The following is a 25710-nucleotide window of genomic DNA, read 5'->3' as shown; positions in this document are numbered from 1 at the left end:
CTGCCCCGGCCGCCGACCGGGCCACTACTGCCGCCGATCTCCGTGCCGCGTCGGCTGATCAGCGGTGGTGCCGGGGGCGGGCCGGCGCCGGGTGGCGTGGAGGGAACCGAGCAGGTTGAGGGACTGCGCGCTGGGGCTGCCTGGTTCGGCGTGGTAGATGACGAGCTGCTGGCCGGGCGCTTCGCGTACGTCGAACGCCTGGTAGGTGAGAGTGAGGGGGCCGACGTCCGGGTGGAGGAGGTGTTTGGCGTCCTGGGTCTTGCCGCGCACGGTGTGGGCGTTCCAGAGGCGGGTGAAGTCCGGGCTGTGTTCGGTGAGGGTGTGGACGAGTTCGCGCAGCCGTGGGTTGTCCGGGTCGAATCCGGTTGCCTCGCGAAGGTTGGCGACGGTGGCCTGCGCTGCCCGGTCCCAGTCCGTGTAGAAGGTGCGGCCCGCGGGGTCGAGGAAGGTCATGCGGGCCAAGTTGTCCGCCGGCTCGAACGGGGCGTAGAGGGCATCGGCCAGGGCGTTGACGGCGAGGAGGTCCAGGGTCCGGCTCATGACGAACGCTGGAGTGTTCGGGTAGCCGTCCATCAGCTGTCGCAGCGCCGGGCTGACCCGCTCAGCGGCGCGGGCGGAGGACTGCACGCTCGGCGTGGCCCCGGCCAGCCGGTACAAGTGCGTGCGGGCGTCCGCGTCGAGGTGCAGCGCGTGGCTGAGCGCGTCGACCACCTGGGGTGAGGGGTTGCGCTCGCGGCCTTGTTCCAGGCGGGTGTAGTAGTCGGCGTTCACTCCGGCCAGGACGGCGACCTCCTCGCGGCGCAGTCCGGCGACTCTGCGGGTCCCGTAGCTCGCCATGCCGACGTCCTCCGGCCGCAGACCGGCGCGGCGTGTGCGCAGGAAATCTCCCAGGTGGTTGTCGTCCATGTGTTCAGGCTAGGCGGCTGCCCGGTGTGCTGCCTGGGTGTGCCGCACCCAGGCAGCACGCGTCCTGGTTGATCGCCGCTGACCTGCCCAGACTCGGTGGAGCAGGAAGGACCACACCGTTGGAGGAGAGGAGTCCGCCATGGCCGGGACCGTTGAGGGCGACCACGTCGACGTGGTCGGGATGTGGGTGACCGCGGATGGTCACATCCGTCAGGAGCTGCTGCCGGATGGCCGCTACGACGAAGCCCGCGGTGAGCGGCGCAGCGCCTACACCGGCCGGTACACGGTGACCGGCAGCCACCTGGACTACGTCGACGACACCGGGTTCACCGCCACGGGCGACATCCGGGACGGAGTGCTCCATCACGAGCACCTCGTGCTCTACCGGGAGCAGAAGGCGTCGTAGCGGAGGCCGGGCCACGGCCGCCCTGGGCACCGGGGGCGAATTCGCCGTCGGCGGACCAAGAAGTCCCGACACAGCAGCCAGTCAGCCAGCCAGCAGCAACGAGAATCAAGGACTATTTCCATGACAGGACAACGACTTGACGGCAAGGTCGCGCTGATCACGGGCGCGACCGGCGGCCTCGGCACAGCGACCGCCGAACTCTTCGCCCGCGAAGGCGCCCGGCTGGTGATCACCGATATCGCCGAAGGCCCCCTGCGGGACCTGTCCCACCGGATCGGGGCATCTGGCGCGGAGGTCGTCGCTGCCCGACTCGATGTCTCCTCCGCACAGGAGTGGGACGAAGTGATCACCGTCGTACGTGACCGGTTCGGAACGCTGGACGTCCTCGTGAACCTCGCCGGCATCGTGGACTGGCCGGGTATCGAGGACACGCGGGAAGAGGCCTGGGACCGCGTCATCGACGTGAACCAGAAAGGCACCTGGCTCGGCATGAAGGCGGCGATGCCGCTCCTGCGTGCGAGCGGCAACGCGTCGGTGATCAATACGTCGTCAGTACTCGGCCTGGTGGGAAGCGGCGCGGCTGCGGCCTACCAGGCGTCCAAGGGGGCCGTGCGCCTGTTGAGCAAGACCGCCGCGGTCGAGTACGCCCGGCAGGGAGTACGGATCAACTCGGTGCATCCCGGGGTGATCGCCACACCGATGATCCAGGAACTCCTGGACGACCAGGGCGACCAGCAGCCGGACATCCAACGCACCCCCATGCGCCGAGCCGGCCGTGCCGAGGAGATCGCACCCGCGATCCTCTTCCTGGCCTGCGACGACTCCTCGTTCGTCACCGGCTCGGAGCTGGTGGTCGACGGCGGGCTCACCGCGCACTGAACAAACCCAGCCGTACGACGTCACAGGGACCGCACCATGACACCTGCAACCGCATCCGCCGCAACATCCGAATCCACCGAGTTCGCTGGGAAGACCGCCCTCGTCACTGGAGCCGCGCGAGGGGTGGGCCGGGAGACCGTGGCGCTCCTCCACGCCCGCGGCGCCCGGGTCGTCGCCCTCGATCTCCGCCCCGACGTCACGAACCTGGCGGAGGAGTTTCCCGGCGTCGTCACGACAACAGGCGACATCACCCATGAGGAGACCGCCCAACGCGCGGTGGCAACGGCCCTGGACGCCTTCGGCGGACTGGACATCCTCGTGAACAATGCCGGGCGCACCCAGAACAAACCCGTCACCGAAACCACGGCCGAGGACTGGGACACCGTGATGGCGGTCAACGCCCGCGGCTCCTTCTTCTGCACCCGCGAAGCCTTCCGGGCCATGAAGAACCGCGGCGGCGGCGCCATCGTCAGCACCGGCTCGTACGCCTCCACCGTCGCCCTGCCCGAAGGCGTCGCCTACAGTGCGTCGAAGGGCGCTCTGGCCCAACTGACCAAGGTGATCGCCGTCGAGGGCGGCCCGCTGGGCATCCGCGCCAACCTCGTGGCCGCGGGCGTCATCGAGACGGACTTCCTCGACACGATCCGCCCCGACAGCCGCGCCTACCTGGCGTCCTTCGCCGCCGCGCAGCCCCTGGGACGTGTGGCGCAGCCCGAGGAGATCGCCGAGGTCCTGTGCTTCCTCGTCTCGCCCCGCTCCAGTTTCGTCACGGGAGCCGTGGTCGCCGCTGACGGCGGTTTCACCGCAATCTAGCGACGCGTCAGACAGCACATATCTGGCGACCACGGCCCGCAGGCCCTGGTCGTCGGCACTTCCACCGGATGATGTCACCGGGAGGTGCCCGGTTCGCGGCGGACTGTTTTCCGCTATCGCGTCTGCGCGGCCGACCGATCGGCCGTATCCGCCGCTGTGCGGGGGCGGGGCACGGCTGCGGCGGCTGACGCCAGGTCGAGGCGCTTGTCCACGGGGCCCGTCAGGGCGCCGTCCTTGCCGTAGTGGAGCACGGTGTTCGCGCTGTTCCAGTTCTCCACAACCTGGAGCCCGCCGTGGATCTCGCGGCGCAGGCCGGGACTGGTCAGGAAGTCGGCGTTCTTCAGCACGTCCAGGAGGTCCAGGACGCCCCAGCGGCGCGCGACCTCCTCCTTGAGGACCGCCAGGCTGGTGAGCTCGGTCAGCGGCTCCAGCCTCGGCACGGTGATCCACGGCTCGCCCTTGCGGGTGGTGGCCTCGCGCTGCCGGTCCTCGACCAGCTCGACCGGACAGACCTCCACGGCCAGCCGCGCGGCCGGCGCCTTCTCGTCCGCGGCCGTCGACGGCCGGAACCCCAGAGCCTCACGGATCTGCTTGCGGTGGTACTCGGCAGTCCCCCGCGAAGTCGGCGGCCGGGACCTTCACCAGATCGGCGACGTACTCCACCGTGGCCGGGAAGGAGGGCGAACTATTCTTTGACACGAATATTCGTTGTCGAGAATACTGGGGTGCATGGACGCACTCCTCACCGCCCTGGCCGACCCGGCCCGCTGGCGGCTCGTATGCCTGCTGGCCGAGCGGCCCCGCTCGGTCGGGGTCCTCGCCCAGCTCGCCGAGGCCCGCCAGCCGCAGACGACGAAGCACCTGCAGACCCTTGAGCGCGCAGGCATCGTCACCTCCCGGCGCACGGGGCAGCGCCGCGTCTACGCGCTGAAGGCCGCGCCCCTGAGAGGCCTGGCGGGCGCGCTCAACGGGCTCGCCGACACCGCCGAGCAGGCCGACGGATCGCACGCCACCTATGACCGGTACGGGCAGAACCTCCAGAAGGAGCGGCTCGCCGCGGAGGGGCCGGGGTGGGCCGACAGCCGTTCGTTCAGCTTCCACCGGTCACTGGCGGGGAGCCCCGAGCTGGTGTGGCGCCACCTGACCGAGACCTCCCTGCTCGGCCACTGGTGGACGCCCGACGATCTCCGCGTCTCCGAGCTCGTCTTCGAGGCGCGCGAGGGCGGGCGGATCGTCCAGGAGTACCGCGACGCCGAGGACGCCGAAGGCTCCGAGCCGGCGGTCGGCCGCGCGGAGGGCGTCGTCGACGACGTACGCCCCGGTGAACGCCTCGCCTACCGGCTCTCGCCGCTGCTCCCCGACGGCGGCGCGGCTTTCACCGCCCATGTCGGCTTCGACCTCCGGGCCACCGGTACAGGCACCGAACTCGATGTCCACTGGCGGATCACCGACAGCACCGTCGACTCCGCGGACTTCGTCGCGGGGATCGAGATCGGCTTCGGCCAGAGCCTCGACAAGCTCGCGGCGGCCCTGGCAGCGGAAGCACCCGGCACTGACGCACTTTCCGAAGACACCGACACGAGGAGCACGAAATGACTGAGCAGAGCGGCGGCCGCAGGGTCGTCACCAACATGAGTCTTTCCCTCGACGGCCACTACGCGGGGCGCGACCCCCTCGACATGAGCTGGGTGATGCCGTACGCCCACACCGACGTGGCCCGCGACCACATGGCCGGCCTCCTGGAGGCGGCTACGACGGCCCTGCTCGGGCGGGTCAATGCCGAGGGGTTCCTCGGTTTCTGGCCCACCGTCATCGGCATGGAAGGCGTCGACCCGCGCGACGAGGAGTTCGCGAAGTGGCTCGTCGGCGCCGAGAAGGTGGTGCTCTCCTCCACTCTCGGCGAGGCACCGGCGCCCGCGCCGTGGGAGCGGACGACGATCGTCGACAAGCCGACCGCCGAGGTGGTCGCGGACCTCAAGGCGACCGAAGGCGGCGACATTCTCGTGCTCTCCAGCGCGAGCGTCATCAAGGCGCTGCTCGCCGCCGACCAGGTCGACCGGCTGGCCATCACCGTCTTCCCGGTCTTCCTCGGTGACGGACCGCGCCTCTTCGACGACGGCCTGCCCGCGGGGAAGTGGACGCTCGTCAGTCAGAGCGCGGGAGAGCACGGCACGTTGGCTCTCGTCTACGACCGGGTCCGCTGACGCGCGGCCTCACACGCGCACGCTCACACCGACTCCAGGTCGAGGAGCCGCTGCTTGCGCTCCAGGCCGCCCGCGTACCCGGTCAGCGAGCCGTCGGCGCCGATGATCCGGTGGCAGGGGCGGACGACGAGCAGCGGGTTCCGTCCGATCGCCGTGCCCAGGGCGCGCACCGCGGCGCGCGAGAGGCCGAGCTGTTCGGCGAGCTTCCCGTACGTGGTCGTCGTGCCGTACGGGACGGTGTCCACCGCCTGCCAGACGCGCTGCTGGAAGTCGGTGCCGACGCCGCTCACGTACTCGATGTCGAAGTGCGTGAGCGTCCCGTCGAAGTAGGCGCGCAGCTGGCCCGCGATCACGGCGAACGCCTCGTCGTCGCGCACCCAGCCGCTCCCCTCCTGGAGGACGACGCCGCCCTTCTGCCCCGGTGTGGACAGCGAGGCCAGCGCGGTGCCGCCGTTCGCGGTGGCCGAGGCCTCGCCGACCAGCAACAGCTCACCCAGCGGGCTGTCGACGGTCGTGTAGAGGGCCTTGGTCATGGTGTCGGGCATGGTGTCAGGCGTGGCCTTGGTCATCAGATGCTCCCTTTCCTCCGTCCCGGGTGGCTGACGGGCGGCCGGTCTTCGCTTCCTCGCCGCCCCGTTCTCCCCGGTGACTGGGACCAGTCTGCGGGGCCGCGGGGCACGCGGCTGGCGGGTTTCGGACGTGGCGCTCATGCCGGGCCGGGGACGGGCGAGGCCAGGGTATCCGCCTGGTGGGGTCCCGGGTCGGCGTCCCTGCCTCGCGCTTTATGCAACTAGTTGCACAACGGGTGGCGCGTCGTCTAGAACTGTCCTGACGACACACCGCGTACGGAGGGCCCGCATGTCCCGCTACCCGAACCTGCTGAACCCGCTCGACCTGGGCTTCACCACCCTGCCCAACCGGGTCCTGATGGGGTCCATGCACGTCGGCCTGGAAGAGGCGCCGAACGGTTTCGAGCGGATGGCGGAGTTCTACGCGACCCGTGCCCGCGGCGGTGTCGGCCTCATCGTGACCGGCGGTATCGCCCCGAACGAGCTCGGCAGGCCCTGGGGCGGCGGCGCCAAGCTGACCACCGAGGCGGAGGCCAAGGAGCACGCGGGCATCACGGCGGCCGTGCACGCCGAGGGCGGCAAGATCGCCATGCAGATCCTCCACTTCGGCAGGTACGCCTACCACGAGGGCCTCGTCGCGCCCAGCGCCATCAAGGCGCCGATCAGCCCCTTCGTGCCCCGCGCCCTGACGGACGACGAGGTCGAGCAGACCGTCGAGGACTTCGTGCGCGCCGCCGAGCTCGCCAAGCTCGCGGGCTACGACGGCGTCGAAGTCATGGGCTCCGAGGGCTACTTGATCAACGAGTTCATCGCGGCCCCCACCAACCAGCGCGAGGACCGCTGGGGCGGCGCCTACGAGAACCGCATCCGCTTCCCCGTCGAGATCGTCCGGCGCATACGCGAGCGGGTCGGCGCAGAGTTCATCATCATCTACCGCCTCTCCATGCTGGACCTCGTCCCCGGCGGCTCGACCCTCGAAGAGGTCGTCCACCTCGCCAAGGAGATCGAGGCCGCGGGCGCCACCATCATCAACACCGGCATCGGCTGGCACGAGGCGCGCATCCCCACCATCGCGACGTCGGTGCCGCGCGGCGCCTACACCTTCGTCACGAAGAAGGTCATGGGCGAGGTCTCCGTACCGCTCGTCACCACCAACCGCATCAACACCCCGGAGATCGCCGAGCAGTTGCTCGCCGAGGGCGCCGCCGACATGGTGTCCCTGGCCCGCCCGCTCCTCGCCGACCCGGACTTCGTCGCCAAGGCGAAGGCCGAGCAGTCCGACGCCATCAACACCTGCATCGGCTGCAACCAGGCCTGCCTCGACCACACCTTCAACCTGCAGATCACCTCCTGCCTGGTGAACCCGCGCGCCTGCCACGAGACCGAGCTCGTCCTCGCGCCGACCCGCACCAAGAAGCGCGTCGCCGTCGTCGGCGCGGGCCCGGCCGGACTCGCCTTCGCGGTCTCGGCGGCCGAGCGCGGCCACGACGTCACGCTCATCGACGCGGCCTCCGAGATCGGCGGCCAGCTCAACGTCGCCCGCAAGGTGCCCGGCAAGGAGGAGTTCGACGAGACGCTGCGCTACTTCCGCACCCAGCTCGAACTCCACGGCGTGGACGTCAAGTTGAACACCCGCGCCACCGCCAAGGACCTCGCCGCAGCCGCGTACGACGAAGTGGTCGTCGCCACCGGAGTGACCCCCCGCACCCCCGAGATCCCCGGCATCGACCACCCCAGCGTGGTCGGCTACCTCGACGTGCTGCGCGACAGTGCGCCCGTGGGGGAGCGCGTCGCCATCATCGGCGCGGGCGGCATCGGCTTCGACGTCGCCGAGTACCTCACCGACAGCGGCGACAAGGCGAGCCTCGACCCGGCGACGTACTTCCGCCAGTGGGGCGTCGACATGGAGTACAAGGACCGCGGCGGCCTCACCGCACCCGACCGCCCCACCCCGCCGCGCACCGTGCACCTCCTGCAGCGCAAGACGTCCAAGGTCGGCCAGGGCCTCGGCAAGACCACCGGCTGGATCCACCGCACCGAACTGCGCCACCGCGGCGTCACGATGGTCGCGGGCGCGAGCTACGACCTGATCGACGACGCGGGCCTGCACATCACGGTCGACGGACAGTCCACGGTCATCCCCGTCGACACGGTCGTCCTCTGCTCAGGACAGGACCCGCGCCGCGACCTGTACGAGGAGCTCCTTGCAGGCGGGCACAACGCGCACCTCATCGGGGGCGCGGACGTGGCGGCCGAGCTGGACGCCAAGCGTGCCATCAAGCAGGGCACGGAGCTGGCCGCGGCGCTGTGACCCCGGGCGCCCGCTCCGGGCGCCGTACCTAGGATGGCCGCCATGTCACTGCCGCACGCGATCCTCACCGCCCTCCTGGAGAAGCCTTCGTCAGGGCTCGAGCTGACCCGCAGGTTCGACAAGTCGATCGGCTACTTCTGGTCGGCCACGCACCAGCAGATCTACCGCGAGCTGGGGAAACTGGAGCGGGACGGGGCCATTCGCGCGCTGGAGCAGCAGCAGGCGACCCGAGGGCAGAAGAAGGAGTACGAGGTGCTGCCGGCGGGCCGGGCCGAGCTGGCCCGCTGGACGGCCGCAAGCCAGGACCCCAAGCCCATGCGGGACACGATGCTGCTGCGCCTGCGGGCGGCGGCGGTCGTCGGCACGGACGGCATCGAGGCGGACCTGCGCCGCCATCTCACCCTCCACCGGCGGCAGTTGGCCGAGTACGAGGAGATCGAGGAGCGGGACTTCCCGCCGGGCAAGGACGCGGTTCAGGACCGGCTGCGGCATGTGGTGCTGCGGGCCGGGATCGACCTGGAGACGTTCTGGACGCAGTGGCTCGAGCGGACACTGGAGGAGCTGGGGGCGCCCCCGAAGGACTGATCCCCGCCGACGGCCTGCGGACTCTGTGAACGGGGGGGGGGGGGGGGGGGGGGGGCCCGGGGGGGGGGCGCGGCCGCCCCGGGCGGGGGGGGGGTCGGGCGGACGGTGGGGTGGGGGGGGCCGCCCCCGTGGCCCTCCCCCCGGCGGGGGGCGGGGGCCCTGGGCCCCCGGGGGCGCCCGCCGGACCGACGCGCGTCGGTCCGGCGGCAGCCGCCGTCGTTCGTGGCCCTGGATGAGATCAGAGCCGGTGCGGTGCGTTGCGGCGGCGCAGGTACCAGGCGCCGCCGCCGGCCGCGGCCAGAGCCACGAGGGCCCCGCCCGCGACGAGGGTGACGGTGCCCCATTCCTCGGTTCCGCCGCCGAGACCGCCCCGGACGCCGCGCGGGGCGGCCGTCGATGAGGTGGTCGGCGTGGCGCCGACGGTGACCGTCTGGGAACCGGCCGCCGTACCGTCATCGCAGACCACCGCCACCGTATGGGTGCCGGGGCTGACGTTCTGCCAGGAGGCGCTGCCGTTCGTCAGGGGCATCTGCCGCCCCTGGGCGAAGCTGGCGTTGCCGTTGCTCATCAGCGCGGCGTCGCCCCCGTCGGGGCAGGCCATCGTGGTGACCGTGACGGTCGATCCCCTGGCGGTGACCGAGATCCCTGAGCCGGCGTACGCCGAGGGAGCGGTCAGTGCCAGCGGAAGCGCGGCGGCGGCAGCGATGGTGAGGCCGGAGCGGACGAATATCTGAGTAGTGCGCATGAAGGTGCCCTCCGGTGACACGGGAGGCGGTACATCCCATGCGCCGCCAGGGGGTCGGGGAGCGCCCGTGCTACCTGACGACGAGCCAACGTGGCATCGGCCCGGACCGCATGCGGACTGCGACCGGGCAGGTGACGGAATCCTTCGGACGGCCCCACAGCTGACCGCGCGTCATGAGGACCGGCCGGTGGTGACCGCCCGTTCGGGGGAGTAGGCGCCCCACGTCCCGTCCGGCAGCTTGGCCCGCAGCTTGACCCGGTGCGCGGCGCCCGGCTCCTTGCCCACGTAGAAGCTGTGCGTGGCCTTCCCGCGAGGCGCCGTACCGCCGAAGACCAGCGAGGTGGCGGTCCTGCCGTCGAGGTGGATCTGGTACTCCGAGACGGCGCCCCCGGTGTGCGGCGGCGTCCACGACAGGTCGATGTAGTACGCCCCGTCGGCGCGGTGCGTCGCCGCGTGAAAGCCCGCCGGTGCCGTGCCCGCAGCGCCGCTCGCGCCGTCCTTGCCGCCGCTGTCCGCCTTGGTGGTGAGGCGGACAGCGCGGCTCGCGGGGGAGAAGTTGTCGGCCGCGTCACGCGCCTTGACGGTGAACGAGTAGCTGGTGCCCGGCCGCAATCCCGTGATCAGCGTCGTCCGCTCACCCCGGCCGACACTGTGGATCTTCGAGGTGCCCTGGTAGATCTCGTACGAGGCGACGCCCTGGTCATCCGTAGAAGCACCCCAGGACAACGTCACCGCCCGGGCCCCCTCGGCCGTGCCCCGCGCCGCACCGGGGCGGGACGGCGGCTCGCGGTCCGCGGCGGCAGCGGCGGGCGTGGTCACCGTCAGTTTCTTGCCTGCCGGGCCGACGTTCCCCGCGGCGTCGCGGGCGCGCACGGTGAAGGTGTACTCCGTGGACGGCTTCAAGCCGACGACGTCCACCATGTGCTTGCCGCCCGGCACGCGCTTGACCCTGGTGGCGCCGCGGTACACGTCGTAGCCGGTGACTTCGGTGTCGTCCGTGGCCTGGTTCCACATCACGTGGGCGGTGGTGGCGCTGCCCGCCTGGACGGTGACGCCTCTGGGGGCGGTCGGCGGCCGGACGTCCTTCGCGTTCTGATCGCCGCCCCAGGCGCAGGCGGTGAGGGCGCAGGCGGTGGCGGCAAGGAGGGCGGTGAGGCGGAAGGGGGGAGGGGTGGACAGGTGGGGGGTCCGTCGCACGGTCGTGCCTTCCACTCGGGCGGCATTGGTCCGGACCTATTTGACAATGGTGTCGGGTGCACATCAAGAGGCACGCGTGCGCCGTCCGGACCCCGAGTGGCGGCCGGGGGTGTACGACCCGGGACAGATTGGGATGTCTGGTCCCGTGCGATCGGCCCACCCCGCCTCCGCACACCCGACAAGGCGCCAGTTCCACCCAGGGAAGGTATTCCACAGTGCGTACCAGAAAGGCGGCGCTCGCCGTCGCTGCCGGAGCCGGCCTGCTCGCCCCCGCCTCGCTGCCCGCCGATGCCCACCCTCAACTCGTCGACCCGCACCGCAAGTCGGTTCAGATCAGCGGGAGTTCAGGCATCCACGAAGGCTCCGTCACGGCCGCGGCGCTCCTCGCCAAGGCCCGCGAACCCTGTAAACAGGTGTCCCGGGGCAAGTACCGAATCGACGACGGAGCGCGCGAGGACATCCCTGTCTGCGGAGGAAACGGCGCCGTGTTCTGGCAGGCCGACATGGACATCGACTGCGACGGCCTGCCGGGCACGGCCTGCAACCGCCGCACGGACCCGCTGTTCCTCCCCACCACCGCGTTCCAGGACTCCCAGGGCCGCCAACTGAGCGCGGAGCACCTCCCGTACATCGTCGTGCCCGGACCGAGCCAACGCTGGAACCACACGGCGCACGGCATCACGGGAGGCTCGGTGGCCGCCGTGATCTACCAGGACAAGGTCCTGTACGCCGTCGTCGGCGACACCGGCCCCACCGACCTCATCGGCGAGGCGTCGTACGCGTCGGCGAAGGCCCTGGGTATCCGCCCCGACCCCAAGACCGGGGGCACCGACGCGGGCGTCACCTACATCGTCTTCACGGGCCCCAAGGCGACCCCCATCGAAAGCCACCAGGCCGCGGTCGCCCAAGGCGACGCACTGGCCCGGCAGTTCGTCCAGCAGAACTGACGATGGGGGCGGCCCCGGTTCAGACCTTTCGGTTCAGACCTTCCGATAGGTGTACGCCTCCGCCGCCGCGGCCTCCACCGCGTCGAGGTCGCCGCCGGCCGAAGCGGTCACCACCGCCGCGATCGCGCCCTCCACGAACGGGGCGTCCACCAGCCGGGAGCCCTCCGGGAGCTCGTCGCCCTCGGCGAGCAGCGCCTTCACGGTGAGCACCGCGCTGCCCAGATCCATCAGGATCGCGATGCCCGCGCCGCGGTCCACCTTCGCGGCGGCAGCCGCGATGAGCTCCGAGCTGGTGCCGATGCCGCCGTCCTCGGTGCCGCCCGCGGCGGCCACGGGCGCGGTCGACGTGCCGCCCGCGAGCCCCGTGGCCAGTGCGGCGACGGCTTCGGCGACGGGACCGCTGTGCGAGACGAGGACGATGCCGACCTGCTTGTCGTCACTCACCGGCCGGCCTCCGCGGTCTGCGCCAGGGCATCGAAGAGGAGCGCCGACGAGGTCGCTCCGGGATCCTGGTGCCCGATGCTGCGCTCACCCAAATAACTGGCCCGGCCCTTGCGCGCCTGCAGAGGTGTCGTCGCCAGGGCGCCCTCGTTGGCGGCGTCGCGCGCCGCGCCGAACGACTCCGCGAGCGCGTCGACCGCCGGAGCCAGGGCGTCCAGCATGGTCTTGTCGCCGGGCGCGGCCCCGCCGAGCGCGCTCACCGCGTCGACGCCGGTGCGCAGCGCGTCGGCGAACTCCTGCTCGCTGACCTCGGCGGCGTCACCGAGAGCCTTGCCGGTCCGCCGGAGCAGCGTCCCGTACAGCGGCCCCGACGCGCCTCCCACCGTCGAGATCAACTGCCGCCCCGCCAGGGTGAGTACGGCCCCCGGAGTGGCAGGTGCTTCCTTCTCCAGAACAGTGACCACGGCGGCGAACCCGCGCTGCAGATTGCTGCCGTGGTCGGCGTCGCCGATCGGCGAGTCGAGCTCGGTGAGCCGCTGCGCCTCCCGGTCGACGAGTGCGGCGGCCGAGGTCAGCCAGTGACGGAAGAATGCGGCGTCGAGCACGGAAACTCCTTGCGCGGTAGAACGGTTCGGCACATGAAACGTACGTCGTCGGGGGCGGGGAAGATCAAATGCCCCAGCGCAGGCCTGCCGTGCGCACGGGAGCGTTCCAGAGCCGCAGCAGCTCCTCGTCGACCTGACACAGGGTCACGGAGGCCCCCGCCATGTCGAGCGACGTCACGTAGTTGCCGACCAGCGTGTGCGCCACGATGATGTCGCGCTCGGCGAGGACGCGCTGGACCTCGGCATTGAAGCCGTACAGCTCGAGCAGGGGTGTGGCCCCCATGCCGTTGACGAGCACGAGCACGGGGTCGCGCGGCCGGAGATCTTCCAGCACCACGTCCACGGCGTACTCCGCGATCTCGCTGGACGTCATCATCGAGCGCCGCTCACGCCCGGGCTCACCATGGATCCCGACGCCCAACTCCAGCTCCCCCGACGGCAGATCAAAGGTGGGGCTGCCCTTGGCCGGTGTGGAGCAGGCGCTCAGGGCGACGCCGAAGCTCCGCGCGTTCTCGTTCACCTGCCGCGCGATCGCCTCGACCCGCTCCAACGGCATGCCCTCGTCGGCCGCGGCCCCCGCGATCTTCTCCACGTAGAGGGTCGCGCCGGTGCCGCGCCGCCCCGCCGTGTACAGGCTGTCGGTGACGGCCACGTCGTCGTTGACGAGCACCTTGGCCACCTGGATGCCCTCGTCCTCGGCGAGCTCGGCGGCCATGTCGAAGTTGAGGACGTCGCCCGTGTAGTTCTTCACGACGAACAGCACCCCCGCCCCGCTGTCCACGGCCGCCGCGGCCCGCACCATCTGATCCGGGACGGGCGAGGTGAACACCTCCCCGGGACATGCGGCCGACAGCATGCCGGGGCCGACGAACCCGCCGTGCAGCGGCTCGTGCCCCGAACCCCCGCCGGAGACGAGGGCGACCTTCCCGTCGACGGGGGCGTCCCTGCGTACGATCACGCGGTTCTCCACGTCGATCGTCAGCTCAGGATGCGCGGCGGCCATGCCCCGCAGCGCGTCCGCGACGACCGTCTCCGGCACGTTGATCAACATCTTCATGGGTACCTCCTGGTGGGAGCAGCTGAGCGGTACTGAGGTCCGTGAACCTCAGGCCAGTATCGAGGGAGCGGCGCCGGGAAGCACGACCTGGACACCGTGCGCGCCGCTCAGGGGCCGCCCACGACGAACTCCCGCGCCGACAGGGCCGCTACGCCACCTACTGGAGCCTCTCCCTCACACCGGTCGGCGAATGACGCTCACCACCGGGGTGGCCCCTGCTCGATGCGGCGCAGCACGGGCGCCAGACGGTCCAGATCCTCGGTGTCCTGGAGCTGCCGTTCGTCCCACCAGGTCGCGCCGGCGTCGGCCAACGGCCCGATCAGGTCGCGCGCCCCGGCGGCGTCGGCGGGGCTTGCGCCGCCGAGGACGATCTCGAAGGGGCCACCGGACCCGCCCTCGCGATGCCGGTTGACGTAGGCCACCAGCTCGCGGACCTCCTCGACGGGCGGGGCGTGGCCGTGCTTGGCGGAGGCGAAGAGCGGCACGGCACCGTCCCAGCGGGCGGCTCGCCGCATCGGGGGACGGTTCGGCCAGAACCCGGCGATCCAGACCGGGGGCCTGGGGCGCTGCACGGTGGCGGGCAGCAGCGTGACGTCCCTGGCCTGGTAGTGCCGTCCGTCGTGGTCGACCGCCTCGCCTGACCAGTAGCGCTCCAGCAGCCCGAGGCCTTCGTCCAGGCGCTCGGCGAGTACGACCGGATCGGTGAGGTCACCGAAGCTGCCGTACTCGTCCTCGATCGGACCGCCAAGGCCCGCCCCGAAGATCACCCGTCCGCCGCTGAGCTGGTCCAGGGTGGCCACCTGGCGGGCCAGCTGATGCGGTCGCCGCCGGGCCACCGGAGTGACCAGCGTGCCAAGACGGATGCGCGAGGTCGCGAGCGCCGCCGCGGTGAGCAGCATCCAGGGGTCCCCGAACGGCCGGGGGTGGCGCCTGTGCAGCACGTGGTCCCAGACGAAGAGGCCGTCCCAGCCGGCTTCCTCCGCCGCCGTGGCGACCTGTGCCACCGTCCTGGGGTCCGCGAAGTCACCAAAGTTCGGAATGTTCACCGAGAAGCGCATGCAGGCATCGTGACGCCCGGCCACGCGTGGGGCAATCGGTTTGTCTCAGCCGGCGGCGCGCTCCGCGTTCGCCCGGCCCATGGGGGCGGAGATGAGGGAATCGTCGTGGACCCGGGCGCCGGGCAGCCGGAAACGGGCCGCGACCAGGGCGGCGTCGACGTCCTGGGTGCCGGTGGACACGCACAGGGTGTAGCCGATGTCCTCCATGCGCCGACGTGCGCCCCCGTTGCTGTCCTCGACGTTGAGCGCGGCCAGCATCTCGTACTCGGAGACCAGCGAGGACAGAACCGTGGGGTGGGCCATCAGCATGAAGACACTCCTTTGACGTCGGCGGGGAACGCTCCCCTCCGCCTTCCCCCGTCGCCGCGCCATACACGGATCGTCTTCACGGTGTGGCGCGGCGCACAGGGCGCGTTCCTTCAGCGAGCGGTCGTACGTGCCTGTCGGTGGAGGTCCTCCAGGGCGTCCAGGATCACGGTCTCCTCGTGCCAGGACAACCACGTTCCCGCCGTGCGGCTTATCCCGTCCAACGCCTGCAACTGCGCCCGGGTGAAGCCCATCAGGGGCAGGGGGTGGTGCGAGGAGACCACGCCGCGCGCGGTGCCCTCCTGGTCCACGAGCGGCACGCTGTGGCAGGCGCGGCTGCCGGCCCTGAGGATCACCTGCCGCGCCTCGTCGTCGAGGACCTCGGCGGTGGACACGTCGCTGACCGTGACCTGCACGCCCGCCTCCGCGGCCCGCGCGCACGCCGTGCCCTGCTCGACGAAGGCGAAGTACTGCGCGAACTGGTCCGAAAGGCCCACATGCCGGTGCATGCGCAGGCCGTCCTCCTCGGCCAGTTGGACGTCCCCCATCCCCGCTCCGGCCACCGTGAGGATCTGCTTGAGCGCCGCCGTCAGCACCGCACCCTGGTTGGGGTGGTCCTCCGCCATGCCGAGTGCCTTGAGCGAGGGCGGATCGCGCCGTACCCGGCCGGGGAACCACGCGGCGGAACCGGCGTCGGGGCCGGGCACCCGCGCCACGGCGGACGCCAGTTGATGCATCTTGATGTTCGCGCCCTGCGAGGCCTGCCGCATCAGTGCGAACGCCGCATCGGTGTCGGGCAGGCGGTAACGCTCGATCAGTACGCCCTGCGCCAGAGCGATCCGGGTGCGCGTACGGGCTCGCGTGTCCAGTCCTGTGACGGTCTGGCGCAGCTCGTCGACTTCGGCCCGCAGCTCCTCCGTCGCAACCGAAGGCGCCTCGGCGTCCGCTGCCTGCCGGGCTCCGCGCCGTCTCCCGCCATGGAGCGGCACCACCCGTTCCTCCGCCATGGATACTCCCCACTGCCGACTACATCTGACGCGTCCGTGCTGGTCGTGGACGCACGCGGGGCCCGCCCCTGGATCCGGACGGCCCCGAGGTGACGGTAGCGCCATGGGGTCGCGCGCGTCACCAGCGTTCAGATGTATGTCCGATTGATCACGCAGAGGGAACCGCGCGCGCCCGCACGTACGAGTACGCGCACGGGTAGCGGCGACCGCGAGCCCGACTGGGATTTGAGTGGGTCCGCCTGCCCTGTATGTCCTTGCGCAAGACCCTCAACAGGCCCCGGATACGGTGATGATCAGCACGGCGGTTCCCGGCGCGGGGCGGGAGTTGCCCGCTGGTCGAGGGGTACTCGGGTCCTCCCAGCCCGTTCACCGACCTGTGGGGAGCCTCTGTGGAAGACAGTCGCGCCAACATTTTCGTCCTCGGCCTCGATGAGGCCAACCTGCCCACTCTGCGGGCCGTCCCGGGGGCCGAGGGATATCGCTTCCACCCCTTGCTCACCGTCGAGGAGCTGCAGCAGGGCGAGGTCTCGGTCGAGGACCTGCTCGCCAAGGCCGAGCGCGCGCTTGACGCCTTCGAGGGACGCATCGACGCCATCGTCGGTTACTGGGACTTCCCGGTCAGCACCCTGATCCCGATCCTCGCCGAGCGCTACGGCACCCGCAGCACGAGCCTGGAATCCGTGGTGAAGTGCGAGCACAAGTACTGGAGCCGCCTGGAACAGGAGAAGGTCACCGACGCGGTGCCGCGCTTCGGCCGGGTCGACCTGGAGGCGGACCCGCCCCGGCCGCCGGAGGGCGTGCGCTACCCCATGTGGCTCAAGCCGGCCCTCTCCTACTCCTCCGAGCTGGCCTTCGGCGTCAAGAACGACGCGGAGTTCCGCGAGGCCGTCGCCGAGATCCGGGAAGGCATCGCGCGGGTGGGCCGGCCCTTCACCTGGATCCTCGACCAGCTCGACCTGCCCCCGGAGATGGCGGGCGTCGGCGGCGAGGTGTGTCTGGCCGAGGAGTCGCTCTCCGGTATCCAGGTCGCCGTGGAGGGCTACGTCCACCAGGGTGAGGTGACGGTGTACGGCGTGCTCGACTCCATCAACTACCCGGACTCCTCCAGCTTCCTGCGCCACCAGTACCCCTCGATGCTGCCCGAACCGGTGCGCCAGAGGCTGCATGACGTGTCCGAGCGTGTGATGCGTCAGATCGGCATGGACACGGCCACGTTCAGCATCGAGTACTTCTACGACCCCGGCACGGACGACATCAACCTCCTGGAGATCAACCCCCGGCACTCGCAGTCGCACGCCGAACTCTTCGAGTACGTCGACGGTGTGCCCAACCACCACTGCATGGTGGCGCTCGCGCTCGGCCAGGATCCGGCCCTCCCCAACCGGCAGGGCACCTACCGGGCCGCGGCCAAGTGGTACTACCGGTGGTTCGCCGACGGCGTGGTGCACCACGTCCCGGACCGCGAGCAGCTCGACGCGATCGAGGAGGAGATACCGGGCGTGCGCGTCGACGTCGTACCGGAAGAGGCCCAGCGGCTCTCCGACGTCGACCAGCAGGACAGCTACAGCTATGAACTCGCCCATATCTTCACCGGCGGCGACAGTGAGGCGGAGTTGCAGGAGAAGTACGACCGGTGCGTGGCCGCGCTGCGACTCGCCTTCGACAAGACGTCCCCCGGCGGCCGCGACCAGAAGAACGCCTGACCGCAAGAACACCTGAGCAAAGAACGACTGACCAAAGGAACACCCCAGCACGCCCCCGTACCGAAGGAGCGACCTCGCACCATGCGCTTCCTGGACGACCTGCCCCATTCCGTCAAGGAAGAGGATCACGTCCTCATCCCGATGTCCGACGGCGTCCGTCTTTCGGCGCGGATCTGGCGGCCCGTGTCCTCGGACTCCGAGCCGCTGCCCGCGATCCTCGAGTACATCCCGTACCGCAAACGCGATCTGACCGCCGTCCGCGACTCGATGCACCACCCCTACATCGCGGGCCACGGCTATGTCTGCGTCCGCGTGGACCTGCGCGGCACCGGTGACTCCGAAGGGGTTCTGCGGGACGAGTACCTGGAGGGGGAGCAGCGCGATGCCGAGGAGATCCTCGCCTGGCTGGCCGCCCGGCCCTGGTGCGACGGATCCACCGGCATGATGGGGCTCTCCTGGGGCGCCTTCGCCGCGCTGCAGGTCGCGGCGCGACAGCCGGCGAGCCTGCGCGCCATCGCCATCTCGTCCTTCACCGACGACCGGTACGCCGACGACATGCACTACATGGGCGGCGCCCTGCTCTCGGACAACCTCGCCGAAGCGGGCACCATGTTCGCCTACGCCACCTGTCCGCCGGACCCGGCCACGGTCGGTGAGCGCTGGCGTGACATGTGGCGGGAGCGGATGGAGAACACCCGTCCCTGGGCCCTGGAATGGCTGCGGCACCAGCGGCGCGACGACTACTGGCGCCATGCCTCGGTGTCCGAGAACTACCGGGACGTACGCTGCCCGGTGCTCGCCTCCAGCGGCTGGGCCGACGGCTACTCCAACGCCGTGACGCGGCTCCTCGCCCACCTGGACACGCCCCGCAAGGGCCTCATCGGCCCCTGGTCGCACAAGTTCCCCCACCTGGGCGAGCCCGGCCCCGCCATCGGCTACCTCCAGGAACTCGTGCGCTGGTGGGACCACTGGCTCAAGGGCGCGGACAACGGCGCGATGGACGGGCCGATGCTGCGTGCCTGGATGCAGGACAGCGTGCCGCCCTCCACTTCGTACGAGGAGCGGCCCGGCCGGTGGGTGGATGAGCCGTACTGGCCATCCCCGCGGATCGAACAGGCCACCCTGCCGCTGTACCGGCACCGCATCGTCATGGACGACACCGCCGCGGCCTCCGGGAGCTCCGGGAGTGAAGGGCGCGGTCAGCCCATGCGGGTCCAGTCGCCGCTGTCCGTCGGGCAGTTCGCCGGCAAGTGGGCCTCGTACAACGCCCCGCCGGACCTGCCGTACGACCAGCGCGAGGAGGACGGCGGTTCGCTGGTGTTCGACTCTCCGGTGCTGACCGAGCCCCTGGAGATCCTCGGCTCGCCCTTCGTCGACGTGGAGCTCTCGGCCGACCGGCCGGTGGCGATGGTGGTGGCCCGTCTCTCGGACGTGGCCCCTGACGGCAAGGCGACCCGCGTCTGCTACGGCCTCCTCAACCTCACGCACCGGGACGGCGTCGGCGAACCCGTCCGCCTGGAGCCGGGGCGCCGCTACCGCGCGACGGTGGAGCTCAACGGAGTGGCCCAGTCCTTCCCGCCGGGCCACCGCATCCGGCTCTCGCTGTCCACCTCGTACTGGCCGCTGGCCTGGCCACCGCCCGAGCCCGTCCTGCTGAGCGTGTACGAGGGCACCAGCTCGCTGAGGCTGCCGGTGCGCTCCCGGGACGCGGCCGGGGACGCGCCGGTGCCGGCGTTCGGTGAGGCGGAGGCGGCCCGCCCGGTCGCGATGACACAGCTGGTCGCGCCGGAGCAGCGCTGGGAGGTCAAGCGTGATCTGGTCGACTACCACTCCGCCATGGAGATCGTGAAGGACCGGGGCACGATGCGTATCGAGGACACCGGCACCGATGTGTCCTGCCGGGCCTTCGAGCGCTACACGTCGACCGCCGACGACTTCACGTCCGCGGGCGGCGAGTCGGCCTGGACCATGCGGTTCAGCCGCGGTGACTGGGACGTACGGGTGGAGACCCGCACGTTCCTGACCTGCACCGAGGACGAGTTCCGCATCGACGCGACGCTCGACGGCTACGAAGGGGAGCGCCGCGTCTTCTCCCGTACGTGGAACGAGAACGTGCCCCGCGACCTGCTGTGAGAGCCAGCTCCCGGCCGTCGTGATTGGTGAGGGCCGAGGTGGGGAAACCGTGGCTGCATGCTCATCGATCACAGCAAGGCACCGGTGCTCGACGCTCTCGCCCGCTACCGGGAATCAGCCCAAGTCGGTTTCTCCCCGCCGGGCCACAAGCAGGCCCGCGGCGCCGATCCCGCTGTCCGTGCGGTGCTCGGTGACGCGGTGTTCCTGGGGGACGTACTGGCAAGCGGAGGGCTCGACGATCACCGGACCAAGGGCGAGGTGCTTACGCGGGCCGAAGCGCTGATGGCCGACGCCGTCCACGCCGACCACACCTTCTTCTCCACCTGCGGCAGCTCGCTCTCGGTCAAGGCGGCCATGCTGACCGTGGCCGCCCACGGCCAGAAGCTCCTGGTGGGGCGGGACGCCCACAAGTCGGTGATCGCCGGTCTCATCCTCTCCGGCATCGAACCGGTCTGGGTCGAGCCGCAGTGGGACGCCGAGCGACACCTCGCCCACGCCCCTTCCCCCGAGGCCTACGAGGAGGCCTTCAGGGGGCACCCCGACGCCCGGGGCGCCCTGGTCACCAGCCCAACGCCCTACGGTTCGGCCGCCGATCTGAAGGCCATCGCCGAGGTGTGCCATCGCCGTTCGCGCCCGCTCATCGTCGACGAGGCGTGGGGCGCGCATCTCCCCTTCCACCGGGACCTGCCGTCGTGGGCGATGGACGCCGGGGCGGACATCTGCGTCACCAGCATCCACAAGATGGGCAGCGGGATCGAACAGGGCTCCGTCTTTCATCTGCGGGGGGACCTGATCGATCCCGCCACGCTCTCCTCGCGGGCCGACCTCCTCGGCACCACCAGCCCTTCGGTGCTGATCTATGGGGGCATCGACGGATGGCGTCGGCAGATGGCTCTGCGCGGCCACGAGCTGATGTCCGCCGCGCTCGACCTGGCGGCCTCCGTCCGCGAGAGCATCGAGGCCATCGACGGGATGCACGTCAACGACGAGAAGGACTTCTGCGGACCCGGGCGTGCGGCCGAGTTCGATCCGCTTCCCGTCGTCATCGACATCGAGCAACTGGAGACCACCGGCTACCGGGCCGCGGACTGGCTGCGCAGCCACCATCACATCGACATGCACCTCATCGACCACCGCAGGATCAGCGCGCAACTCACCCACGCCGACGACACGGAGACCACGACGCGCCTGCTCGAAGGCCTGCGCGACCTCGCCCGCCACGCAGACGAGCTCCGCCCCGCCCCCGTCGTCGCCGTCCCGGACCCGGCCGAGCTGCGGATGGACCAGGCGAGCCTGCCGAGGGACGCCTACTTCGCCGCCACGCAGGACGTTCCCTGGCAGGAGGCGGAAGGCCGCGTGGCGGCGGAGATGATCACCCCGTATCCGCCGGGGATCCCGGCGGTCCTGCCGGGCGAGCGGCTGACCAGGCCCGTTCTCACCTACCTGCGCAGCGGTGTGGACGCCGGGATGAACCTTCCCGACGCGGCCGACACCAGCCTGGACACCGTACGAGTGGTCGCCGACCCGGGACACTGACCGGCCGCGCCTCGCGGCGCGTCAGAACGCGATGTCGTCCGTCTCGCGGATGTCCGCCGACATATTGCGCTCCATCATGCGCAGCGCCGCATCCGCCAGGTCGGCGTGGATGTGCGCGACGGCGTCATCGGCGACGGTCACGCGAAGATGCCGGATGTGCGCGTCCAACGCCGAGTACAGAACGCACTGTTCGGTGACCTGCCCGCACAGGACGACATGGTCGACGTCCAGTTGGGAGAGCAGATAGCTGAGCGGGGTCTCGAAGAAGATCGAGTGCCGGGCCTTCACGATGAAGAGCGACTCCTCGTCGGGCCGGATCGGCTCGACGAGATCGGCGTACGGCCCCGCGAGCGCCGTATCGAGGATCTCGCCGTGGTGGGAGCGCCACTCGCCGAAGTTGTCGTTGGCGTAGATCACGGGGGCGCCTCGCTCCCGGGCGTTCTCGATGAGCCGGACCACGGCGGGCAGGGCCTTTCGCGCCGTGGGCCTGAGCAGCTGGGCGTCGTCGTGATCGTAGGTGTTGATCATGTCGATGACGATGAGGGCGGTTCTGCTCATGCTGCGCTGCCATCACTTCAGGGGGCGTGGGGGAGCGGCGGTCATCCGGGGTGTCCGGCGTCGATGTCCAGCGAGTCCCCCAGGCCGAGTACGGCGCCAGGGGTGGTGTCGGCCGTCGTACGGGTGGCGACCGGGTCGAGGACGAAGCCGACGTGGTCGCCTCCGTCGAACCGGTCGTGGACCCGCCCGGTGAACCAGGCGACGGCATCGTCAAGGACGGGCGCCCCGTCCGGGCCTTCGGCCCACGCGACCCCGGCGAACTTGTCGTCCCGCGCGCCGCAGAGGGAGCCGAAGCGCGCCGCGAGGTCGTGCCGCCCACGCGGCAGCAGATGCACCACGAGGGTCCGCGCCGACCGGGCCACGAGGTAGGTGTGATTGGCCTTGGAGAGCCACACCACGAAGCGCGCCGGTTCGAGGGAGCACTGCCCGGCGAAGCCGACGAGGCAGCCCGCGCGTCGGCCGCGGGCCGCGGCGGTGACCACGTATACGGGGGAGTCCACCAGAGCGGTGAAGGCGTCGAAGTCATCCATGGGGTCCTCTCCGCTCCAGCGTCCGCCCGCGAGAAGTCGCCCGCCACTCGTGCCGCGGGCCCCGACGTGCACCACAGGGTGCCCCCGGACGGGTGCCGTGATGCGTGCGGGGCCGGAGAAAGATCCGCGCCAAGGCCACGACCGGGAGAGAGTGGGCCACAGGACATCCACTCGAAGCCGGAGGTGCCCATGGCGAGCGGCGAGGGCTCAGCGGGACTGCGCTGTCTGGTGACCGGGGCGAGCGGTTACATCGGAGGACGGCTGGTTCCCGAACTGCTCGACGCGGGTCACAGCGTCCGCTGCCTCGCCCGCACGCCGGGCAAGCTGCGCGACCACCCCTGGGCGGGGCGGGCCGAGGTGGTGCGGGGTGACGCGTCCGACGCCGCGTCCGTCGGCTCCGCCATGGAGGGCATCGACGTCGCGTACTACCTCGTCCACGCCCTCGGTACCGGATCCGGCTTCGAGGAGAAGGACCGCGAAGCCGCCCGGATCTTCGCCGAGCGGGCCCGCGCCGCGGGCGTACGGCGCATCGTGTACCTCGGCGGCCTCACCCCCGCGCACGTACCGGAAGAGGACCTCTCGCCGCATCTGCGCTCACGCGCCGAAGTGGGACGGATCTTCCTCGAATCGGACGTACCGGCCACCGTGCTCCGCGCCGCCGTCATCATCGGCTCCGGCTCCGCCTCCTTCGAGATGCTGCGCTACCTCACCGAACGTCTGCCGGTCATGGTCACACCGAGCTGGGTGCGCACCCGGATCCAGCCGATCGCCGTGCGCGACGTGCTGCGCTACCTCGTCGGCAGCGCCACCATGCCCGACGAGGTCAGCCGCGCCTTCGACATCGGCGGCCCCGACGTCGTCACCTACCGCGAGATGATGCGCCGCTACGCGACCGTGGCGAAGCTGCCCCACCGCCTCATCGTGCCGGTGCCCATGCTGACTCCGGGGCTCTCCAGCCACTGGGTGGGCCTGGTCACGCCCGTACCGGCCTCGATCGCAAGGCCGCTCGCGGAATCACTGCGGTACGAGGTCGTCTGCGACGAGCACGACATCTCCCGGTACGTTCCCGACGCACCCGGCACCCCCATCGGCTTCGACGAGGCACTCACCCTTGCCCTCAAGCGGGTGAAGGACGCGCAGGTCACCACCCGCTGGTCATCGGCCGCGGTCCCCGGCGCCCCCAGCGACCCACTGCCCACCGACCCCGACTGGGCCGGCGGCAGCCTCTACACCGACCGCCGCGAACGGACCGTGAACGCATCGCCGCAGGCGCTGTGGCGCATCGTGGAAGGCGTGGGGGGCGAGAACGGCTGGTACTCCTTTCCGCTCGCCTGGGCGGTGCGCGGATGGCTCGACCGGCTCGTCGGCGGGGTGGGGCTCAGGCGGGGCCGCCGCGACGCCCAGCGGCTGCGGGTGGGGGACTCGCTGGACTTCTGGCGGGTCGAGGAGGTCGAACCGGGGCGGCTGCTGCGGCTGCGGGCCGAGATGCGGCTGCCGGGCCTCGCCTGGCTGGAGATGTACGTCGAGCAGGACGACGCGGGCCGCACCCGCTACCGCCAGCGCGCGCTCTTCCACCCGCACGGCCTGCTGGGGCACGCCTACTGGTGGAGCGTCTCGCCGTTCCACGGGATCGTCTTCAACGGAATGGCCCGCAACATCACCCGAGCGGCCGAACAGAGCCCCGAGACAACCGCACGGAATTCGTGACCCACCGCCGATCGGCAAGGTCTGCCCACTGTGGTTCGACGGCGGCCGCGGCTCCGACGAACCGACGTCCCACACTTCCCCACAGCATGAGGAGCCGCAGCAAGTGACCGTTTCCGTCGTCCTGTTCACCTCCGATCTGCGTCTGCACGACAACCCGGTGCTCCGGGCGGCGCTGCACGACGCCGAGAGCGTCGTCCCGCTCTTCGTCCACGACGACGGCGTACGGGGGACCGGCTTCGCCGTACCGAACCGGCGTGCCTTCCTCGCCGACTGCCTCGCGGACCTGGACGCGGGGCTGCGCAAGCGCGGCGGCCGTCTCGTGGTCCGCAGCGGCGACGTCGCCGACCAGGTCCGCGAGGTGGTGGCGGCGACCGGGGCGGCGCGGGTGCACGTCGCGGGCGGGGTCAGCCGGTACGCGCTGCGGCGCGAGGAACGGCTGCGAGGCGCGCTGGCGGCCACCGGCTGCGAGCTGGTCACGCACGACGCGGTCATCACGGCCGTCACCCCCGGGGAACTGCTCCCGTCCGGTGGCTCCCGGGTCGACCACTACGCCGTGTTCACCCCCTACTTCCGGCGCTGGACCGCGGCGGGCGTACGCGATTTCCTTGCCGCCCCGCGCAAGGTCCCGGTCGCCGAGGTGGCGTCGGAACCGCTGCTGCCGCGTACGGAGATCAGCGGGGTCTCGCCAGGAGTGGACGCCGGCGGCGAGAGCGCCGGGCGCGAGCGGCTGCGGGCCTGGCTGGCCGGCGGCGTCGACGGGTACGAGGACGGCCACGACGACCTCGCGGCTGACGTCACCTCGCGTCTCTCGCCCCACCTCCACTTCGGCACCTTGTCGGCGGCCGAGATCATCCACGGGGCGAACCGCGAGGGATCGTCGGGGGCGCGGGCGTTCATCCGGCAGCTGGCCTGGCGTGACTTCCACCACCAGGTCCTCGCGGCCCGCCCGGAGACGGCCGACCAGGACTACCGCCCGCGCGGTGACCGGTGGCGCACGGACGGCGAGGAAGTCGCGGCCTGGCGGGAGGGGCGCACCGGCTACCCCTTCGTGGACGCGGCGATGCGGCAGCTGCGGCACGAGGGCTGGATGCACAACCGGGGACGGATGGTCGTGGCGAGCTTCCTCACCAAGACCCTCTACACGGACTGGCGGGTGGGCGCCCGGCACTTCCTGAGCCTGCTCGTGGACGGGGACATCGCCAACAACCAGCTCAACTGGCAGTGGGCCGCGGGCACCGGAACCGACACCCGGCCCAACCGGGTCCTCAACCCCGTGGTCCAGGGCAAGCGCTTCGACCCGGGCGGCCGCTACGTCCGGCGCTGGGTGCCCGAACTCGCCGGGGTCGAGGACCGGTACATCCACGAACCGTGGAGACTCCAGGGCCCGGACCGGGGTGGCATCGACTACCCCGACCCGATCGTGGACCTGGCCGAGGGCCGCGCGCGCTTCGAACGGGCCCGCGGAGCCTGAGGCTCCGGACACCCAGGGCGATTTTGTACGCTGCTT

The 25710-nt window shown here is 71.1% G+C and carries 26 protein-coding genes; 13 read left to right on the top strand and 13 right to left on the bottom strand.

The features are described from left to right. Nucleotides 1–24 precede the first annotated feature (24 nt). The gene (locus ACGFX9_RS10450) at nt 25–906 is read right to left on the bottom strand and encodes a helix-turn-helix domain-containing protein (RefSeq protein WP_393467862.1); all 882 of its coding nucleotides are present in this window, start codon (nt 904–906) and stop codon (nt 25–27) included. Between the two features lie 139 nt (nt 907–1045). Here ACGFX9_RS10450 and ACGFX9_RS10445 point away from each other — a divergent pair, with 139 nt between their 5' ends. From ACGFX9_RS10445 to ACGFX9_RS10435, 3 genes are all read left to right on the top strand, one after another. Beyond that, the gene (locus ACGFX9_RS10445) at nt 1046–1312 is read left to right on the top strand and encodes an Atu4866 domain-containing protein (RefSeq protein ID WP_393467859.1); all 267 of its coding nucleotides are present in this window, start codon (nt 1046–1048) and stop codon (nt 1310–1312) included. A gap of 120 nt (nt 1313–1432) precedes the next feature. Continuing rightward, nucleotides 1433–2191, top strand: coding sequence for an SDR family NAD(P)-dependent oxidoreductase (locus ACGFX9_RS10440; RefSeq protein ID WP_393467853.1), 759 nt, complete (start codon nt 1433–1435; stop codon nt 2189–2191). A 36-nt stretch (nt 2192–2227) separates the two neighbouring features. Further along, nucleotides 2228–3004 carry an SDR family NAD(P)-dependent oxidoreductase gene (locus tag ACGFX9_RS10435; RefSeq protein WP_393467851.1) on the top strand — a complete coding sequence of 259 codons (777 nt, stop codon included), beginning with the start codon at nt 2228–2230 and terminating at the stop codon, nt 3002–3004. 113 nt (nt 3005–3117) lie between these two features. On the opposite strand, the gene ACGFX9_RS10430 is transcribed toward ACGFX9_RS10435, so the two are convergent. Further along, on the bottom strand, nt 3118–3522 hold the full coding sequence (locus tag ACGFX9_RS10430; RefSeq protein ID WP_393467848.1) for a hypothetical protein: 405 nt from the start codon (nt 3520–3522) through the stop codon (nt 3118–3120). Nucleotides 3523–3733: 211 nt separating this feature from the next. Between ACGFX9_RS10430 and ACGFX9_RS10425 the strand changes: the two genes are divergently transcribed. Together ACGFX9_RS10425 and ACGFX9_RS10420 are read left to right on the top strand one after the other, a co-directional pair. Continuing rightward, a complete protein-coding gene (locus ACGFX9_RS10425; protein ID WP_393467845.1) occupies nt 3734–4600 on the top strand; it encodes a metalloregulator ArsR/SmtB family transcription factor in 867 nt (288 codons plus the stop codon). Next, nucleotides 4597–5208 carry a dihydrofolate reductase family protein gene (locus ACGFX9_RS10420; RefSeq protein WP_393467842.1) on the top strand — a complete coding sequence of 204 codons (612 nt, stop codon included), beginning with the start codon at nt 4597–4599 and terminating at the stop codon, nt 5206–5208. Before ACGFX9_RS10425 ends, ACGFX9_RS10420 begins: the two co-directional genes overlap by 4 nt. 23 nt (nt 5209–5231) lie before the next feature. On the opposite strand, the gene ACGFX9_RS10415 is transcribed toward ACGFX9_RS10420, so the two are convergent. Beyond that, a complete protein-coding gene (locus tag ACGFX9_RS10415; RefSeq protein ID WP_393467839.1) occupies nt 5232–5777 on the bottom strand; it encodes a methylated-DNA--[protein]-cysteine S-methyltransferase in 546 nt (181 codons plus the stop codon). A gap of 289 nt (nt 5778–6066) precedes the next feature. Here ACGFX9_RS10415 and ACGFX9_RS10410 point away from each other — a divergent pair, with 289 nt between their 5' ends. Then, nucleotides 6067–8088: an FAD-dependent oxidoreductase gene (locus ACGFX9_RS10410; protein ID WP_393467837.1), complete on the top strand. Its 2022-nt coding sequence runs from the start codon at nt 6067–6069 to the stop codon at nt 8086–8088. A 42-nt stretch (nt 8089–8130) separates the two neighbouring features. Then, entirely contained in the window at nt 8131–8673 is a 543-nt protein-coding gene (locus ACGFX9_RS10405) for a PadR family transcriptional regulator (protein ID WP_393467834.1), read from the top strand. Nucleotides 8674–8911: 238 nt separating this feature from the next. Here ACGFX9_RS10405 and ACGFX9_RS10400 read toward each other — a convergent pair whose 3' ends face one another. Continuing rightward, nucleotides 8912–9418 (bottom strand): hypothetical protein, encoded by a 507-nt coding sequence (locus ACGFX9_RS10400; RefSeq protein WP_393467831.1) that lies wholly within the window; start codon nt 9416–9418, stop codon nt 8912–8914. 171 nt (nt 9419–9589) lie between these two features. Then, complete coding sequence (locus tag ACGFX9_RS10395; RefSeq protein WP_393467826.1) at nt 9590–10615, bottom strand: fibronectin type III domain-containing protein; 1026 nt, start codon at nt 10613–10615, stop codon at nt 9590–9592. Nucleotides 10616–10830: 215 nt separating this feature from the next. Here ACGFX9_RS10395 and ACGFX9_RS10390 point away from each other — a divergent pair, with 215 nt between their 5' ends. Next, nucleotides 10831–11562: a glycoside hydrolase family 75 protein gene (locus ACGFX9_RS10390; protein WP_393467820.1), complete on the top strand. Its 732-nt coding sequence runs from the start codon at nt 10831–10833 to the stop codon at nt 11560–11562. A gap of 33 nt (nt 11563–11595) precedes the next feature. Here the strand turns inward: ACGFX9_RS10390 and ACGFX9_RS10385 are convergent, their stop codons facing one another. The 6 genes from ACGFX9_RS10385 to ACGFX9_RS10360 all read right to left on the bottom strand — a co-directional run bounded on the left by ACGFX9_RS10385 (nt 11596) and on the right by ACGFX9_RS10360 (nt 16036). After that, the gene (locus ACGFX9_RS10385) at nt 11596–12006 is read right to left on the bottom strand and encodes a PTS-dependent dihydroxyacetone kinase phosphotransferase subunit DhaM (RefSeq protein ID WP_393467818.1); all 411 of its coding nucleotides are present in this window, start codon (nt 12004–12006) and stop codon (nt 11596–11598) included. Further along, nucleotides 12003–12608 carry a dihydroxyacetone kinase subunit DhaL gene (gene dhaL / locus ACGFX9_RS10380; RefSeq protein ID WP_393467814.1) on the bottom strand — a complete coding sequence of 202 codons (606 nt, stop codon included), beginning with the start codon at nt 12606–12608 and terminating at the stop codon, nt 12003–12005. The genes ACGFX9_RS10385 and dhaL overlap by 4 nt, the downstream gene beginning before the upstream one ends. Nucleotides 12609–12672: 64 nt before the next feature. Beyond that, the gene (dhaK, locus tag ACGFX9_RS10375) at nt 12673–13665 is read right to left on the bottom strand and encodes a dihydroxyacetone kinase subunit DhaK (protein WP_393467811.1); all 993 of its coding nucleotides are present in this window, start codon (nt 13663–13665) and stop codon (nt 12673–12675) included. A 197-nt stretch (nt 13666–13862) separates the two neighbouring features. Next, complete coding sequence (locus ACGFX9_RS10370) at nt 13863–14723, bottom strand: LLM class flavin-dependent oxidoreductase (RefSeq protein WP_393467808.1); 861 nt, start codon at nt 14721–14723, stop codon at nt 13863–13865. Between the two features lie 45 nt (nt 14724–14768). Further along, nucleotides 14769–15032 (bottom strand): DUF5133 domain-containing protein, encoded by a 264-nt coding sequence (locus ACGFX9_RS10365; RefSeq protein ID WP_393467805.1) that lies wholly within the window; start codon nt 15030–15032, stop codon nt 14769–14771. A 110-nt stretch (nt 15033–15142) separates the two neighbouring features. Further along, the gene (locus tag ACGFX9_RS10360; protein ID WP_393467800.1) at nt 15143–16036 is read right to left on the bottom strand and encodes an ANTAR domain-containing protein; all 894 of its coding nucleotides are present in this window, start codon (nt 16034–16036) and stop codon (nt 15143–15145) included. A gap of 389 nt (nt 16037–16425) precedes the next feature. Here ACGFX9_RS10360 and ACGFX9_RS10355 point away from each other — a divergent pair, with 389 nt between their 5' ends. From ACGFX9_RS10355 to ACGFX9_RS10345, 3 genes are all read left to right on the top strand, one after another. Continuing rightward, nucleotides 16426–17739, top strand: a complete 1314-nt coding sequence (locus tag ACGFX9_RS10355; RefSeq protein WP_393467793.1) for an acetyl-CoA carboxylase biotin carboxylase subunit family protein — start codon at nt 16426–16428, stop codon at nt 17737–17739. 81 nt (nt 17740–17820) lie between these two features. Continuing rightward, nucleotides 17821–19872 carry a CocE/NonD family hydrolase gene (locus tag ACGFX9_RS10350; protein WP_393467790.1) on the top strand — a complete coding sequence of 684 codons (2052 nt, stop codon included), beginning with the start codon at nt 17821–17823 and terminating at the stop codon, nt 19870–19872. 57 nt (nt 19873–19929) lie between these two features. Continuing rightward, nucleotides 19930–21408, top strand: coding sequence for an aminotransferase class I/II-fold pyridoxal phosphate-dependent enzyme (locus ACGFX9_RS10345; RefSeq protein WP_393467787.1), 1479 nt, complete (start codon nt 19930–19932; stop codon nt 21406–21408). A gap of 21 nt (nt 21409–21429) precedes the next feature. On the opposite strand, the gene ACGFX9_RS10340 is transcribed toward ACGFX9_RS10345, so the two are convergent. Together ACGFX9_RS10340 and ACGFX9_RS10335 are read right to left on the bottom strand one after the other, a co-directional pair. After that, nucleotides 21430–21966 (bottom strand): isochorismatase family cysteine hydrolase, encoded by a 537-nt coding sequence (locus tag ACGFX9_RS10340; protein ID WP_393467784.1) that lies wholly within the window; start codon nt 21964–21966, stop codon nt 21430–21432. 41 nt (nt 21967–22007) lie between these two features. After that, the gene (locus ACGFX9_RS10335) at nt 22008–22496 is read right to left on the bottom strand and encodes a flavin reductase family protein (protein ID WP_393467781.1); all 489 of its coding nucleotides are present in this window, start codon (nt 22494–22496) and stop codon (nt 22008–22010) included. A gap of 189 nt (nt 22497–22685) precedes the next feature. Between ACGFX9_RS10335 and ACGFX9_RS10330 the strand changes: the two genes are divergently transcribed. Both ACGFX9_RS10330 and ACGFX9_RS10325 read left to right on the top strand, forming a co-directional pair. Further along, nucleotides 22686–24203: an SDR family oxidoreductase gene (locus ACGFX9_RS10330; protein ID WP_393467778.1), complete on the top strand. Its 1518-nt coding sequence runs from the start codon at nt 22686–22688 to the stop codon at nt 24201–24203. Nucleotides 24204–24306: 103 nt separating this feature from the next. Then, nucleotides 24307–25674, top strand: coding sequence for a cryptochrome/photolyase family protein (locus ACGFX9_RS10325; protein WP_393467775.1), 1368 nt, complete (start codon nt 24307–24309; stop codon nt 25672–25674). The last annotated feature ends 36 nt before the right edge of the window (nt 25675–25710 follow it).

Source organism: Streptomyces sp. NPDC048436 (genome assembly GCF_043200355.1).
GTDB lineage: Bacteria > Actinomycetota > Actinomycetes > Streptomycetales > Streptomycetaceae > Streptomyces.
This window is presented reverse-complemented; position numbering and strand designations above follow the sequence as displayed.